Source organism: Enterococcus sp. DIV1726a (genome assembly GCF_051710985.1).
GTDB lineage: Bacteria > Bacillota > Bacilli > Lactobacillales > Enterococcaceae > Enterococcus_B > Enterococcus_B hirae.
The window spans coordinates 947,245-960,720 of sequence record NZ_JBIOLS010000001.1; the positions used below are offsets into that span (position 1 = coordinate 947,245).

The 13,476-nt window shown below is 38.1% G+C and carries 14 protein-coding genes and 1 riboswitch; of the genes, 6 read left to right on the top strand and 8 right to left on the bottom strand.

What is annotated here, in order from left to right; genetic code table 11:
* Window positions 1-366: 366 nt before the first annotated feature.
* The 5 genes from tenA to IGJ27_RS04395 all read right to left on the bottom strand — a co-directional run bounded on the left by tenA (window position 367) and on the right by IGJ27_RS04395 (window position 4,541).
* Window positions 367-1,050 (bottom strand): thiaminase II, encoded by a 684-nt coding sequence (gene tenA / locus IGJ27_RS04375; RefSeq protein WP_053766476.1) that lies wholly within the window; start codon window positions 1,048-1,050, stop codon window positions 367-369.
* A gap of 4 nt (window positions 1,051-1,054) precedes the next feature.
* Entirely contained in the window at window positions 1,055-1,684 is a 630-nt protein-coding gene (gene thiE, locus IGJ27_RS04380) for a thiamine phosphate synthase (RefSeq protein WP_438791711.1), read from the bottom strand.
* Window positions 1,677-2,498: a hydroxyethylthiazole kinase gene (gene thiM, locus IGJ27_RS04385; RefSeq protein WP_053766474.1), complete on the bottom strand. Its 822-nt coding sequence runs from the start codon at window positions 2,496-2,498 to the stop codon at window positions 1,677-1,679. Before thiM ends, thiE begins: the two co-directional genes overlap by 8 nt.
* A 4-nt stretch (window positions 2,499-2,502) precedes the next feature.
* Window positions 2,503-3,306, bottom strand: coding sequence for a bifunctional hydroxymethylpyrimidine kinase/phosphomethylpyrimidine kinase (gene thiD / locus IGJ27_RS04390; RefSeq protein ID WP_053766473.1), 804 nt, complete (start codon window positions 3,304-3,306; stop codon window positions 2,503-2,505).
* A gap of 75 nt (window positions 3,307-3,381) precedes the next feature.
* A riboswitch (TPP riboswitch) is annotated at window positions 3,382-3,480 on the bottom strand.
* A 113-nt stretch (window positions 3,481-3,593) separates the two neighbouring features.
* On the bottom strand, window positions 3,594-4,541 hold the full coding sequence (locus tag IGJ27_RS04395; protein WP_010719627.1) for a sugar-binding transcriptional regulator: 948 nt from the start codon (window positions 4,539-4,541) through the stop codon (window positions 3,594-3,596).
* A gap of 246 nt (window positions 4,542-4,787) precedes the next feature.
* On the opposite strand from IGJ27_RS04395, the gene srlA reads away from it, so the two are divergent.
* From srlA to IGJ27_RS04425, 6 genes are read left to right on the top strand one after another with little or no spacing between them, the layout of a single operon-like run.
* Window positions 4,788-5,321 (top strand): PTS glucitol/sorbitol transporter subunit IIC, encoded by a 534-nt coding sequence (gene srlA, locus IGJ27_RS04400; RefSeq protein ID WP_010737301.1) that lies wholly within the window; start codon window positions 4,788-4,790, stop codon window positions 5,319-5,321.
* Between the two features lie 24 nt (window positions 5,322-5,345).
* Complete coding sequence (gene srlE, locus IGJ27_RS04405) at window positions 5,346-6,383, top strand: PTS glucitol/sorbitol transporter subunit IIB (protein ID WP_010737302.1); 1,038 nt, start codon at window positions 5,346-5,348, stop codon at window positions 6,381-6,383.
* Between the two features lie 15 nt (window positions 6,384-6,398).
* Window positions 6,399-7,472 carry a zinc-binding dehydrogenase gene (locus IGJ27_RS04410; protein ID WP_053766471.1) on the top strand — a complete coding sequence of 358 codons (1,074 nt, stop codon included), beginning with the start codon at window positions 6,399-6,401 and terminating at the stop codon, window positions 7,470-7,472.
* The gene (locus tag IGJ27_RS04415; RefSeq protein ID WP_178306073.1) at window positions 7,469-8,464 is read left to right on the top strand and encodes a 2-hydroxyacid dehydrogenase; all 996 of its coding nucleotides are present in this window, start codon (window positions 7,469-7,471) and stop codon (window positions 8,462-8,464) included. The genes IGJ27_RS04410 and IGJ27_RS04415 overlap by 4 nt, the downstream gene beginning before the upstream one ends.
* Window positions 8,465-8,504: 40 nt before the next feature.
* Window positions 8,505-9,752, top strand: a complete 1,248-nt coding sequence (locus IGJ27_RS04420; protein WP_178306072.1) for an NAD(P)H-dependent oxidoreductase — start codon at window positions 8,505-8,507, stop codon at window positions 9,750-9,752.
* Window positions 9,753-9,767: 15 nt separating this feature from the next.
* A complete protein-coding gene (locus IGJ27_RS04425; RefSeq protein WP_161652080.1) occupies window positions 9,768-10,130 on the top strand; it encodes a PTS glucitol/sorbitol transporter subunit IIA in 363 nt (120 codons plus the stop codon).
* A 158-nt stretch (window positions 10,131-10,288) separates the two neighbouring features.
* Here the strand turns inward: IGJ27_RS04425 and IGJ27_RS04430 are convergent, their stop codons facing one another.
* From IGJ27_RS04430 to IGJ27_RS04440, 3 genes are read right to left on the bottom strand one after another with little or no spacing between them, the layout of a single operon-like run.
* Window positions 10,289-11,284, bottom strand: a complete 996-nt coding sequence (locus IGJ27_RS04430) for a DUF916 and DUF3324 domain-containing protein (RefSeq protein ID WP_178306071.1) — start codon at window positions 11,282-11,284, stop codon at window positions 10,289-10,291.
* A 16-nt stretch (window positions 11,285-11,300) separates the two neighbouring features.
* Window positions 11,301-11,909 carry a WxL domain-containing protein gene (locus tag IGJ27_RS04435; RefSeq protein ID WP_010719619.1) on the bottom strand — a complete coding sequence of 203 codons (609 nt, stop codon included), beginning with the start codon at window positions 11,907-11,909 and terminating at the stop codon, window positions 11,301-11,303.
* 21 nt (window positions 11,910-11,930) lie between these two features.
* Complete coding sequence (locus tag IGJ27_RS04440) at window positions 11,931-13,289, bottom strand: adhesive domain-containing protein (RefSeq protein WP_178306070.1); 1,359 nt, start codon at window positions 13,287-13,289, stop codon at window positions 11,931-11,933.
* Window positions 13,290-13,476 lie beyond the last annotated feature (187 nt).

Below are 13,476 nucleotides of genomic sequence, written 5' to 3' on the forward strand. Positions count from 1 at the left end.
TTATATTTTCGTCAGTTAATTTTATAGAGAGATTACTATTTTTTATGTCGAATGAGTGCAATCACCGATGAGGACTAGACAAACGGTTATTCTCAAAGCAGTAAAAGACATACACAATTTTACTTAGTAGTTTGGCGTGATCAAATAAGTTCTTTCAGATTGATGGGTTGAATAACTTCATCTTAGCGGTAGTGTAGTAGTTTTTTATAAAAAATCAGGACCGATAGAATACTCTATCAGTCCTACAATGATTGAGTGTTCGTCTGGTCTAGAGACTAAAAGGTGAGTGTCCTAGACTTAACATGTTTTACTAGATCTGCTTTAAACGAAAGCAGAAGAAGTTGTCTACTGAAATCACTATACAATTTATTCTGATAATGGAATCAGATTCATTTCTTCATGATAAGACATTTCCCAAAAAAGATACTCAAATTCCAAACTTGATATAAAAATTTGTTTTATTTTTTGTTGGTCTTTCGCACTTTTCATTTCGACTAATTCATCCAACAGGTCAAACATCCACTCAAATGATTTTTCAAAACTAGGATCTGCATATAAATCAATCCAGGAGCGATAGGGGTTCTTTTCTAAACTCGATTGATATCGTTTTTTTAAACGACTCGCATAATCGTAATAGGTCCAAGCACATGGAAGGATAGCTGCGATGATTTCAGCTACACCTCCACTATGGCCGATTGCTAGCATATTTTTTGTATAAGAGCGATTGTAAAAAGAAGGTTGTACGGTGTTAAATTCTTCTTTTTCAATAGCATAATCCAACATATATTGGCGATGTAAGTCAAGTTCTGTTGCTAGAATACTGTATTGTGCTTCAACAAAATGAAATAATTGATGTTCATTGTCTGATTTGGTGGCAGCTAATGCGAATACTTTAGCATATTCAAATAAATACAAGTAATCTTGTAGTAAATAAAATTGAAATGTCTTTTTAGCAAGAATACCTTTTCCTAATTCTTGAATAAATGGATGATTAAATCCTTTTTCCCAGCTGTCATAAGCTTCGATTTTTAAATTTTTTGAAAATGACATTGATTTACCTCCCAATCGTCTGATCAATCAATCCTAAAAGTTCCTGACTGGCTTTTTTGATATCTTTTTTTGACAAAATAGCAGATACGACAGCAAAACCTTGAATGGGAAGTGAGTGAAAAGCTGGGATTGTTTGCTGATTGATTCCACCGATCACAATGATTGGAAGCGAGATTTGCGCACAGATTTTTTCTAATTCTTCAGTTGTGACATGTATTGCATCTGGTTTGGTATCTGTAGGAAACATTGCACCGACTCCTAGATAATCCGCACCATTTTTTTCTGCTTCGATGGCTTCTTCAACCGTTTGTACTGAAACACCGATTAGTTTATCTGGTCCAAGATGCTTACGAGCTATAGTTAAGGGTAAGTCATTTTGACCTATATGGAGACCGTCTGCATCACATGCCAGAGCAATATCAAGGCGGTCATTGATGATCAAGGGAACGTTATATCTTTTGGTTAATCGCTTTATCTGTATGGCTTCTTCGTAAAACTTTCTAGAATCTAACTGTTTTTCTCGGAGTTGGACAGCAGTAACGCCTCCTTCAAGTGCTTGTGAGACAGCTTCTAGCAGTGTATTGGTATTGAACAAGAGTGGATCTGTTACAAGGTAGAGCCGGTAATCAATCATCGAATGCAATATAGTCACCTCGTTCTGATAAGGTTTGATCCGTTAGTTTACTTATTTCATCTATTAAATGAGTACGTAAACTACCTGTTCCTTTGGTTTTTGCCTTTTCAAAAGCTAATTCACCAGCAACTCCCATGGCAATCACGCTACTTACGGCTGCTTCAAAAAAATCATCGGAATAACCACCACAAAAACTAGCAATTAGAGAATCTAACATACAACCAGTACCAGTAACATGGCGCATTGCAGCACAACCATTTTTTACCTGCATCGTTCGAACACCATCTGAAACGATATCGATTGCGCCGGTTATGACGATGATACAGTGAAAAGAAGAAGCTAGTGTTCGTGCAATATTGATGACTTCAGTTTCTTTTTTTTGATTCACAAGCGAAGTGTCTACTCCTTTAGCTGAAGTTTGAATACCTGCTAGACAAAGGATTTCTGAATAATTTCCACGAATGACTGTAAAATGGATACTGTTTAATAACTTTTTAGTCACATCCATACGAAATTGAGAAATACCCACACCGACTGGATCGAATATGACCGGAATTCCATGCTTGTTCGCTTCTTTGCCAGCAAGAATCATCGAATCGACGGTTTGTTCATTCAAGGTTCCTATATTGAGAACGAGTGCATCCGTTTTAGCTGTTATTTCTGCTACTTCTTGAATCGCATCAGCCATTATCGGAGAACCACCAATAGCTAAAGTAATATTGGCACAATCATTGACTGTTACATAGTTCGTTAGATGGTGAACCAACGGATTGCATGCACGAATCTGTTGGATAATCGTTTCGAATGATGACATAAAATTACTCCTCTTCAACGGTATTTTGGTAAAGCGAGTAGAAATGATTCGTAGGACCATGTCCTTGACCGATCGCCAACGAATGTTGGATTGCAAGTGTAACGTATTTCTTTGCTTCACAGACAGCCTGCTCTAAGGATTTCCCTAGAGCTAATTCAGAAGCAATAGCAGAAGATAACGTACACCCTGTCCCATGAGTATTTTTGGTTTCGATTCGTTCTGCAGTAAAGTGATAGAATTTATTTCCATCAAAGAGCACATCGGTAGCTTCACCAGATTTATGCCCACCTTTGATTAAAACAGCTGTTCCGCTATTTTCGTAGATGGTTCGTCCGACTTGTTCCATATCTGCTATTGATGAGATCGTACATTGAGCAATTTTTTCTGCTTCTGGGATATTAGGTGTAATCAAGTTAGCTAAGGGAAGAACCGTCTGAATCAGTGTATCAATCGCAGTTGGCTCCATCAACGCATTGCCGTTTTTAGCGTACATCACTGGGTCTAAAACAATATTTTGTGGTTGCCATTTTTTTAAACTTTCGGTCACTGCAAGCATTGTTTCTTGGCTAGAAAGCATCCCAATTTTTACGGCATCGGGAAAAATGTCTTCAAAAACCGCATCCATTTGATCTTTGATGATTTGAGGGGAAATATCTTGGTAGGTCAATACACGAACCGTATTTTCAGCTACGACTGAGGTGATAACCGACATTCCATACACTCGATGAGCAGAAAAAGTCTTTAAATCGGCTTGTATACCCGCGCCACCACTACAATCTGATCCTGCAATACTAAGCACTTTTTTCATCTGTAATCCTCCTTAAAATAGAAAAAGACATTCCCCTAGAAAGAAGAATGTCTTGTTTGTTTTGATTTCGCATCAACAAAAAGGACATTTGCTCCCTACGCTGGTATCAACCAAACAGGTTCAAAGGGTCAGGTTTTACCTTCTCAACGCAACAGCGTCCCCCTGCAAACAAAATCATATTTTATTACTTTTTAATCATAGCGGAAATAGTTAGGAGATTCAAGAGCAGATAAAGGAAACAGGTGAGAAGCGGAACTGCTCTTACGTAACTTCCGTTTTTGTCATTGCTAAATATCCATATGAATCAAGTGATCCGCAATGGTGTCGGTAGTAATGATGGAGTCAATCAGTTGATTTTTACAAGCATAATAGATTCCTTGCCATTTCGCATCATCATAAGCAATAGCGATGGTTTCAGGAATCGCTTTAAGCTCTTCAAGACTTAGGCCAACCACATGCTTATTGATTGGATGATTTACTTCTTGCCCATCTTTATCATAAAAACGGGAGTTGATGTCCCCAACTGCACCAATCCCTCTTAATTGTGCCATTTCTTTTTTATTAGTATACCCGATTTCTTCCATCGTGTTGAAATGATCAGGGGAGGAGATACCGACAAGTGCTAATTCGACTTTTTTGGCTTCAGAGAGAATTTTATCAATGTAGATATTACCTTCAAATTCTTGACGGATTATCTCATTAGAAACCAGTGCTGGAGTGTAAAGATATTTTGAAGAACCACGCGTCTTTCGAGCAAATTCATGGCAAAGTTGATTGGAGTGGATATCAAAATGATCATATCCCATGCCGCCGATTAATGGAATGAATGTTGTATCAGGATAATTCTCAAATGGAAATTGAGTAACTAAGCTTTTGATTGACTTTCCCCATGAAATCCCGATTGTTTTCGCAGCTGCAATCTTATCTTTTAAAGAAATTGCTGCAATTTGTCCAACCATTTTCTCGATTTCTGGATAAGATAGATTAGTTGTGTCCACCACTTTAACAAAAGATAAGGCAAATTTTTTCTCTAGTTCGGTTTCTAATTCAATGGCATAGATATTTTCACTATTAATAAAAAATTCAATGAAACCTGCTTTTCGAGCATCAATTAACCATTTAGAAATGAGTGAACGAGAGACTCCCATTTTCTTAGCAATCTGTGCTTGTGTCAGACCTTCTTTATAATATAAAGTTGCTACTTTCACCATGTTTCTTTCTTCAGACTTACTCATTTTTTCCTCCAATTGATCGTTTCACTCCAGTTATTCACTTCACTTAAATAGATCAAGTCGATCGGGTAATCATAACTGTCATACATTTAATAAAAAACATTTCCATTTTTAGTGTACTTTATTTTTTCGAAAAAATCAATTGACATTAATTTTGTCAAATGATATATTCTTGGTGTGGTATCATATGACAAATAAATTGTCTTTTGATAAAAGCGCGCAATTTGATCTTAAAAGGAGGAATGGGATTTGAATTTTCTGGTGAAGTTGTCAGATGGCTTTATGGGAATGTTTCAAGCTGGAGCAGATACTTTTGTTGGATTTTTAACGACGATCGTTCCGCTGTTGATTTCTTTGATTCTTTTTGTAAACGCTCTAATAAAAATTATCGGAGAAAAAAGAGTATTTGGATTCATGCAACGATGTACGAAATTCACGTTATTACGCTATACATTGATTCCGTTTTTAGCGTGTTTCTTTTTAACAAATCCAATGTGTTATACATTTGGACGATTTTTAAAAGAAGAACACAAGGCAGCTTACTATGATGCAACGGTTTCAATGCTTCATCCCATCGTGGGATTATTTCCTCATGCAAATTCAGCAGAACTATTTGTTTATCTTGGTGTGGCAGCTGGCTTTGGTAAAGTGGGAAATCAAAGTGAATTAGGTCTAAGATATTTATTAGCTGCTTTTATGATCATCTTAGTACGAGGAATCATTACAGAAAAAATTGCTCGTTTCTTAACACAAAGAGAAGCAAAAAAAACAACAGAAGCATAGACGAAACTGAGAATGGAGGTAGAGATGGAAGCGAAAAAACTAATTATCCATAAAGGAAATGGTGGCTGGGGAGGACCATTAACCATTCCGTTAAATGATGAACGTAAGAAGTACGTTATCAGCGTAACCGGTGGGGGCATTCATCCCGTCGCTGAAAAGATTGCGGAATTAGCTGGGGTAACAGCGGTTGATGCATTTAAAAATCCAGTGGAAAAAGAAGAAACCTTGTGTGCAGTCATTGATTGTGGCGGAACAGCACGCTGTGGAACGTATCCAAGAATGAAGATCCCAACAATCAACGTAAAATTGCAAGCGCCTTCTGGACCGTTGGCGAAATTTATGACAGAAGATATTTTTGTTTCAGGAACAACGATTACAAACATAGAAATTATTAGTGAGAGCGAAGCTGCACAAGTACATAATAAAGAAGATAAGAATGAAAAAACATCAAATATCAACACAAATAAACCGGAAACAACTACAGAAATAACAAAAGAAACCACTGAAAAGAAAAATCATAGCAATAAAAAAGGTGGGATTTTTGGCTTGATCGATACCATCGGACGTGGTGCGGGGAGCTTTATCAATATCATGTATCAAGCAGGGCGTGAAACGATCGATACCGTGCTAACAAATATTATTCCATTTATGGCTTTTGTTGCAACTTTGATTGGTATTATCAACTATACAGGAATTGGGGATATTATTGCGAAGTTTTTGTCACCTTTAGGCGGTAGCTTACTTGGCTTAGTTCTATTAGGTGCTATTACTAGTTTGCCGTTTTTATCTCCTTTATTAGCACCAGGGGCGGTGATTGCTTCGGTGATTGGTTTATTGATCGGAACAGAGATCGCTAATGGTACAATCCCGCCACATTACGCTCTACCAGCACTGTTTGCTATCAATTCACAAGTTGGCTGTGATTTTGCACCCGTAGGAATGACTTTGGGAGAAGCAAAACCAGAAACGATTTCTAATGGTGTACCAGCTGTGTTGTTTTCGCGAATTTTAACTGGTCCGATCGCAGTTATCATTGCGTATGCCTTTTCAATTGGATTATAGAATAGGAGTGAAAAAATGCAACCTAAAAACATAACGTTTGGCTATTTAGCTGAGAAGAAGAATGCAAAGATCAAGGAAATACCGATGCCTGAATTGGCAGAAGATGAATTGTTAGTAAAACAAGAAGCTTGTAACATTTGTACAACTGACTATCAACAATGGTTAGGACTTAGAGAACATCAAGGCTATCCTATGGCTGGCGGACATGAATGTTCAGGAATTGTCATAGCAAAAGGCAAAGCTGTCGGCGATACCTACCAGATCGGCGATCGAGTCAGTGTACTTTATGATTATTGTGGTTACTGTGATGAGTGTAAATTTGGTGAAATTACGAATTGTGAAAACAAACGGCAATTTGGAAAGAATTATTCAAAAGAGTTTTATGGGATTTTTGGATTTGCGAATTATTTTGTTCGTAAAGCCAAGAGCTTCGTCAAGATGAGACCAACTTTATCTGCCTCAGAAGCTGCTTTTGTCGAACCTTTATCCTCCGTCGTTCAAAATATGAAAAAATTACGAATAGTGCCTGGGAAAGAAACGATCGTGATCATCGGTGGAGGAACAATGGGACTTCTTAATGGACTAACAGCACGAGCAATGGGCGCAAGGGTCATTATTTCTGAGGTCATGCCTAAAAAGTTAGCTCTAATCAAGGAATTAGGGTTTGAAGCGATTGATGCAAGTCAAACCGATCCAGTCCAAAAAGTCAAAGAACTCACAAATGGAAAAGGGGCTGATAGTGTGATTGTGGCAGTCGGATCCACTTTAGCGATGAATCAATCCCTTGAGATGGTGAAAGAAAAAGATGGGAAAATCTCGATTTATGCTGCAGGTTATCCTGCGCCTGAAATGGCTATCCAGCCAAATACGATTCATTATATGCGTCTCGAAGTGATCGGTACGTATGCTTCCACATTAGAAGATTTTTATGACGCAGCTACACTCCTGAATGAAGGGCGTGTCGATGTATCAAAATTGATTGAAACCAAAGTTCCATTAATGGATATCCAAAAAGCATTCGAGATCGCTAGTACCCTAGGAAGCTATCGGGTATCAGTTGTATTAAATGAGGAGGGGAATAAAGAATGATCAAATGTTTAGCAATCGCAGATTTATTTATTGATCGAGAAATGATGGAAGAAGGCTTAAAAGATTTAGCGACAAAAGGAATTTCTGTAGACATCAAAGAATGGCGGCATTCTGATTTAGATAGTCTGCAAAAAGATAATATCAAGATTGAAAAACATGGGTGTGATGCAGTCGAATTACCAGAGTATCTCTTAGAAAATATTGAAGAGTATCAGTGGATCATTACTCAATTTGCACCGATTGGTAAAAAAGTGATCGAACGGGCGGAAAATTTGGAATTAGTTGGCGTACTGCGAGCAGGTACAGAAAATGTCGCTGTTAGCTATGCCGAAGAAAAAGGAATTGCTGTTTATAATACTCCTGGCAGAAGTAAGACTAGTGTGTCGGAATTTACTGTTGGTTTGATTTTGACAGAAATACGAAATATCGCACGAGGAAATCAAAAATTAAGAGAGCATCAGTGGCAAAAGTACTATCCTAATGGGCTATTAGCACCTGAATTAAAAGAGTCAACGATTGGTTTAATTGGTTATGGCGAAATTGGCCAACGAGTTGCTCATTTGTTGCGACCTTTTGGATGTAACGTTCTTTTCTTTGATGATTATTTTGATGGTACGTCCCCTGATACTCAAGTTAGCTTAGAGGAACTGGTGGAAAAAGCAGATATCTTTTCGATGCATTATCGATTGACTCCTCAAACAAAACATATGATCAATGAGTCGCACTTCAAGAAAATGAAACCTTCTGCTGTTTTCATCAATAGTGCCCGTGCTGGATTAGTCAATGAACAAGATTTGATTCAAGCATTAAGAAACAAAGAGATTACGGGAGCGGCAGTGGATGTTTTTGAACAGGAACCATTACCCGCAGACCATACTTATCTAACATTAGATAATCTCACGATCACCCCTCATATTGCGGGCTCGACAATTGGTAATTTTGCCAATTCGCCTAAAATATTAGTGAACCGAATCTTTAGAGAATATTTATAAAAAAACATAAAAAATTGAATGAGTGGAGGAAATACATAAGATGACTTTATATGGTGAATTACAATTAAGAGAAAAAACAGGAAATCCAATCAAAGTGGGTGTAATTGGTGCAGGACAAATGGGCAGGGGAATGATTGCACAAATAGCGTCAATTCCAGGGATGATCGTAACAGGAATCAGTGACTTGTCCCTTGATTATGCACAAAAAGCGAAAGAAGCGTATCTAGCTTCAGCAAAAGTTAAAAATGATGTCCTTATTTCAACAGATGCTAAAGAAATTATTCACTCTGATTGGAATGAAGTAATCGTAGATGCTACTGGTGTACCTGAAGCAGGAGCAAAAATTGCGCTTGAAGCGTTATTAGCAAAAAAACATCTTGTCTTATTAAATGTTGAAATCGATATCACTATTGGACCTTTGATGCATAAACTCTATGATTCAGCAGGGTTGATCTATACAGGATCAGATGGCGATGAACCTGCAGCAACCACCGAATTATTTGAATTTGCTTCGTCTATGGGGATGGAAGTCTTAGTTGCGGGAAAAGGGAAGAATAATCAATTGAATATTTCCGCAAATCCGGCAACTGCTGAAAAAGAAGCTCAGAAAAAACAAATGGCTCCTCACATGCTAGCTGCTTTCCAAGATGGGACAAAAACAATGGCTGAAATGAATCTTTTATCAAATGCGATTGGCTATATCCCTGACAAGGTAGGTATGCATGGTTTGAAAGGGGATCTAGATTCTGTCATTACTTCGTTAGATTTAAAGGAAAATGGTGGGGTCTTATCTCAATTTGGTGTAGTGGAATATGTGGATGGTTTAGCGCCAGGCGTCTTTGTTATCGTTAAGGGGCAAAATAGCGAAGTAGCTGAAGAAATGAATTACTTGATGAAGAAAGGGGAACGGGATCATCATATCTTATATCGCCCGTATCATTTAGCAAGTTTAGAAACACCAATTACGATTGCAAAAGCTGTCTTACAACAAGATCATGCCATTGTTCCATTAGGCGCCCCAATTTCAGAAACCGTTGCGGTAGCGAAAAAAGATATTCAACCTGGGGATCATTTAGATGGAATCGGTGGTTTTTGTGTCCGAGGAGTACTTGAGACCCACGAAGAAATGAAGCGAGAGGGACATATCCCGATCGGACTGATCTCTGGGGAAGTAATAGCAAAACGTTTTATACGGGCGGGTTCTTTCTTAACTGAAGATGACGTTGAACTAGATGCCAATACCACTGTTTGGCAGTTACGTCATTTACAAGATACGACGTTATCATAGAAGGAGGAGAAAACCATGCACACAACAAAGATTGTTGAGGTTGGTTCTTTAGTGGAAGAATTTGCGGCAGAGTACTTAATGATTCTTTTCGGACAACAGGTACCACCTGAATTAAAAGACATCTGTGTGGTTCATGACAATCATGAAACGGCTAAAAATGTCATCAAAACAGGGGATATACTGACCATCGGCAACCAAGAATATCAAATCAAAGAAGTTGGCAGTGAAGCCAATCATAACTTTGAAACCCTCGGTCATATCTCCATTTATTTCCGCACAGGAGAAAACGAAGTCTTGCCAGGAGCAATCGTTGTAGAGCCTCAAATCTTTCCAGAGTTTGCGATTGGAGATACCATTCGATTTGGAGAATCACAATAAGAAGCTGTTAGTTAGAAATAAATAGATGGAATTACTGTTGTTCGTGAAAAAGAACAAATGAGGTTGGTGGTATATCCTTCGATAAAAACTATACCAGAAATAAAAACTAACTCTGCCTCGTGAAAATTTAGGTAGAGTTAGTTTTTGTTTGATAACAGTTATCGTTTTTTCTTTTTTACAATATACAGTAAAAAGACAATAATGAGGACGAGAGCGAAAATAATACCTCCAGCTAGCCAAAGGAGCCAATTGTTTTGCGGCTCATCCTTTGTAGTAGATATATTTTGTTCATTATAAGTTGCAGCTGTTTTTTGCGAAATAGTAAAATTTATCTTTTGCTGCCAATTGATTTCCTTGTTTTTGACATTCGTCATTAGCTGATAGGTTCCTGGTTCGAATTCTTTTCCTTCTAAAAAAATCAAATAGTCTGTGCCGCTGTTAGGGGCGAACGAAATGGGCTGGGTCCCAGTTAGTACTGGGGTTTGTTGTTGTTCTTTTTTGATCTCATAGTGTATACGAGCACTAGATAGATAAGCAGCATTAGTATTTTCCAAAGTTGCTTTGATGGCATTTCTCTGGTTGATTTGGGTAGGTGCTGCTTTTTTTAGTTCTAAGTTCGGTTGGATTTTGTTTAGTTGTGTTTTAAGTAAGACAGCAATCTCCCGAGAAAAGACATGTTGAATATTTCCTTGTATATCTTTTTTTGGTTCTTCTTGGAGATAGAGCCCACCCGCAATTACTCCATCAAAATCTTTTTCTGGCATTTTGATGGTTAAAGGAATCTTTTTTTGTTCATGTCCCGCAAGAGTAAACTTTTGCTTATCAACAGAAACAATTTTCTCGATATCAATGGGCAAATTATTAGGACGATCTTGATTTCTACCAGAATATTCAACAACACCTAGTTGATTAGTCTTTGCACGATTAAAGGACGGAATGATCGTGATCTCAGTTTCTTTTAGATTCGTGACTAAGACATTCAAAGTCGATTCCTGTCCAGGTTTTAGTTGTAGATCAAAATAATTGTCGTTTGTTGATGGTGTTGATTCATTGCCTTGCATTTGTGCATCAAAACTTTGTAAGGATTCGCCGTAGATGTTAAGATTTCCCATCAGTAGAAAGAAGAAGGGTAGTATCCAAAACCACTTTTTCACGATCATTCCTCCTTTCTTAGTTGGTTGGACTGGATGAGAAAGTCCAATTTAATGTAGTAGTATATTGTTCGGCTACTTTATTTGTATTCGCTGGAACAGATAAGCTGAATTGATTAATCGCTAGTGCAGTATCGCCCGAGTTTTGACCTGCGGTTGCATCTAAAATCGTAGCATCTTGATTGAATACTTGGATCGCTAATTCATCGTTTTCATAGGCACTGGTAGGGGCTAACCCTAAGTTATTTGTAAGTGCGCCAAAAGATAAATTGAGCTGTGCACCTGATAGCTCAACATCATCCGCTGTTTTGAACTGGTCAGTTTGAGATAACTTGACTGTCCATGTAGCTGCAGGATTTCCTCGGTTGTCTCGAACAGCTACGGTTCCAGTAGTAGGTGTAGAGCCGGTTTGTTCACCTGTAGCAGTAGCAATCCAGTTTTCAGCAGCTGCAGTTTGCAGGGGATGATCCCCAAAGTCTAAATTAGTTGGTATACCGCCAGCATAGTCAAATTCAAGTGCGCCTTCCACATAGGCCACTTCTCCTTGGGTTTGTGAATCAGCAAAAACGAGAGAACTTGAAAACAAGCTGATCCCCAAGACAAAAAAAGATAACGTTTTCTTTTTCATTTCTTCTTCCTCCTAAATAAATTACGGTGTATCCGATAAGAGCCATTCCACCATTGTTTGGTAGGTTCCCTTTGTTTTCAGACTTTCTTTGGGAACCGCTAATGAGAACTGATTGATTGCTAATTGGACTTGACCAGGATCAGTTACACCATTTAATTTGAGTAATGTTTGTTGCGTGCCTATAGATAGAGGGACCATTTGATTAGCAGTACTTGTGATCCCAGTGATAGGAAAGGTAGTTGTTAAATCTGCTGTTGAGATTTGTAATTGGGACGTTAATTGATTGGTTCCGTTTTGCCAAGGACTAAGTTGTTGGACTTTTATTTGCCAATTTTTTACAACTGTCCGTGTATCAGTAATCGAAATCGATCCGGTAGTTACTTGATTGTTATTGGTGGCTACTAAGTGCTCATCCTGTTGGGTCTGGATCAAGTGCTGACCAAAGTTCAAGTGAGTCGGCAAGCTTGTGGTCTGCCAAGTGAGTGCTCCGGCTGAAAAATAAACAGGTGTTGTACCAGTAGTAGTTCCTAACTGAATCGTCGACTGATCTGTTTGAATAAAACCGCCCTTAAAATTAGCTGTTAGATCTTGGATCAATTTGGGCGAAGATAAAAGAAATGGTAGCGAAACACTCGTATTACCTAAAATCGAAGCAGCAACCAAATTTTTACTATTATCAGAAGTTGGTGAATTTAAACTCGTAATAAATTGAGACAAAGCTGTGACAAAGGGGGACAATAATGTTCCTAAAACAGTCCCAATCAGCGGTAAAGCTTGGACGATCGTTAATAAATTTTGAATCCGATTTTTTAATGTCGTTGTCAGGATGGGTAATAGCCCTTGACTAATCGCTACGCCATATTGAGTGCTTGAGCGTGGGACGATAGCTAGAGTAAGATTCTGGGCACCAAAAGTTTCCGAACGTAATTCTGACAATGCCTGATTAACCGCTGTTTTATTTTGTGTGGAAACTAAAGGTGAGTTGACGATCAACGAAATCACAGAGGTTATGGTCGGCAAAATCAATTGTAAAGGGGACTGACTAAGTGGCACAGTAACAGTAGTTTGAACAGTCGCATTCCCATTAGGTTGGATATACCCGACCATTTCAGTCGGTGCTTCTAAAATGGCATATTTATCGCCAGTTGTGATAACCCCAGCGCTGATGCCATTTTTTCCTTCAATGAGAAAAGTGACAGGGACATTTACTCGATTTAAAAAAGGCGCATTTGGACTGGTTTGACTGTTATTAGTTACGGTAGTCGTACCAAATAAATTTAACGAAACTGCTTGAACAACATTTGTTTGTGCAAGCACTGACAGAAGTGTCAATAACAGAAAGATTACTTGTTGAATCTGTTTTCTTTTTTTGTGAAGCATCGTGCCCCCTCCCTAATGAGTGAACCATATTAACTCGACAAAAAATTGGCGAACGCTAAAATGATTGCAACTCTGATTAATTAAACTATAGCAATTTTTCGGAAATCTAGCTAATCAAAAACTCATTTTTTTCTAATTTTTATAATAGAAATCCATATTCTACAGTTTTTTCAAATGAGGAATGTTT

What these genes read in the sequence shown, in the direction of transcription:
- tenA (WP_053766476.1), bottom strand. Translation starts at nt 1,050, where the DNA reads ATGTCATTTTCAAAAAATTTAAAAATCGAAGCTTATGACAGCTGGGAA.
- thiE (WP_438791711.1), bottom strand. Translation starts at nt 1,684, where the DNA reads ATGATTGATTACCGGCTCTACCTTGTAACAGATCCACTCTTGTTCAAT.
- thiM (WP_053766474.1), bottom strand. Translation starts at nt 2,498, where the DNA reads ATGTCATCATTCGAAACGATTATCCAACAGATTCGTGCATGCAATCCG.
- thiD (WP_053766473.1), bottom strand. Translation starts at nt 3,306, where the DNA reads ATGAAAAAAGTGCTTAGTATTGCAGGATCAGATTGTAGTGGTGGCGCG.
- IGJ27_RS04395 (WP_010719627.1), bottom strand. Translation starts at nt 4,541, where the DNA reads ATGAGTAAGTCTGAAGAAAGAAACATGGTGAAAGTAGCAACTTTATAT.
- srlE (WP_010737302.1), top strand. Translation starts at nt 5,346, where the DNA reads ATGGAAGCGAAAAAACTAATTATCCATAAAGGAAATGGTGGCTGGGGA.
- IGJ27_RS04410 (WP_053766471.1), top strand. Translation starts at nt 6,399, where the DNA reads ATGCAACCTAAAAACATAACGTTTGGCTATTTAGCTGAGAAGAAGAAT.
- IGJ27_RS04415 (WP_178306073.1), top strand. Translation starts at nt 7,469, where the DNA reads ATGATCAAATGTTTAGCAATCGCAGATTTATTTATTGATCGAGAAATG.
- IGJ27_RS04420 (WP_178306072.1), top strand. Translation starts at nt 8,505, where the DNA reads ATGACTTTATATGGTGAATTACAATTAAGAGAAAAAACAGGAAATCCA.
- IGJ27_RS04425 (WP_161652080.1), top strand. Translation starts at nt 9,768, where the DNA reads ATGCACACAACAAAGATTGTTGAGGTTGGTTCTTTAGTGGAAGAATTT.
- IGJ27_RS04435 (WP_010719619.1), bottom strand. Translation starts at nt 11,909, where the DNA reads ATGAAAAAGAAAACGTTATCTTTTTTTGTCTTGGGGATCAGCTTGTTT.
- IGJ27_RS04440 (WP_178306070.1), bottom strand. Translation starts at nt 13,289, where the DNA reads ATGCTTCACAAAAAAAGAAAACAGATTCAACAAGTAATCTTTCTGTTA.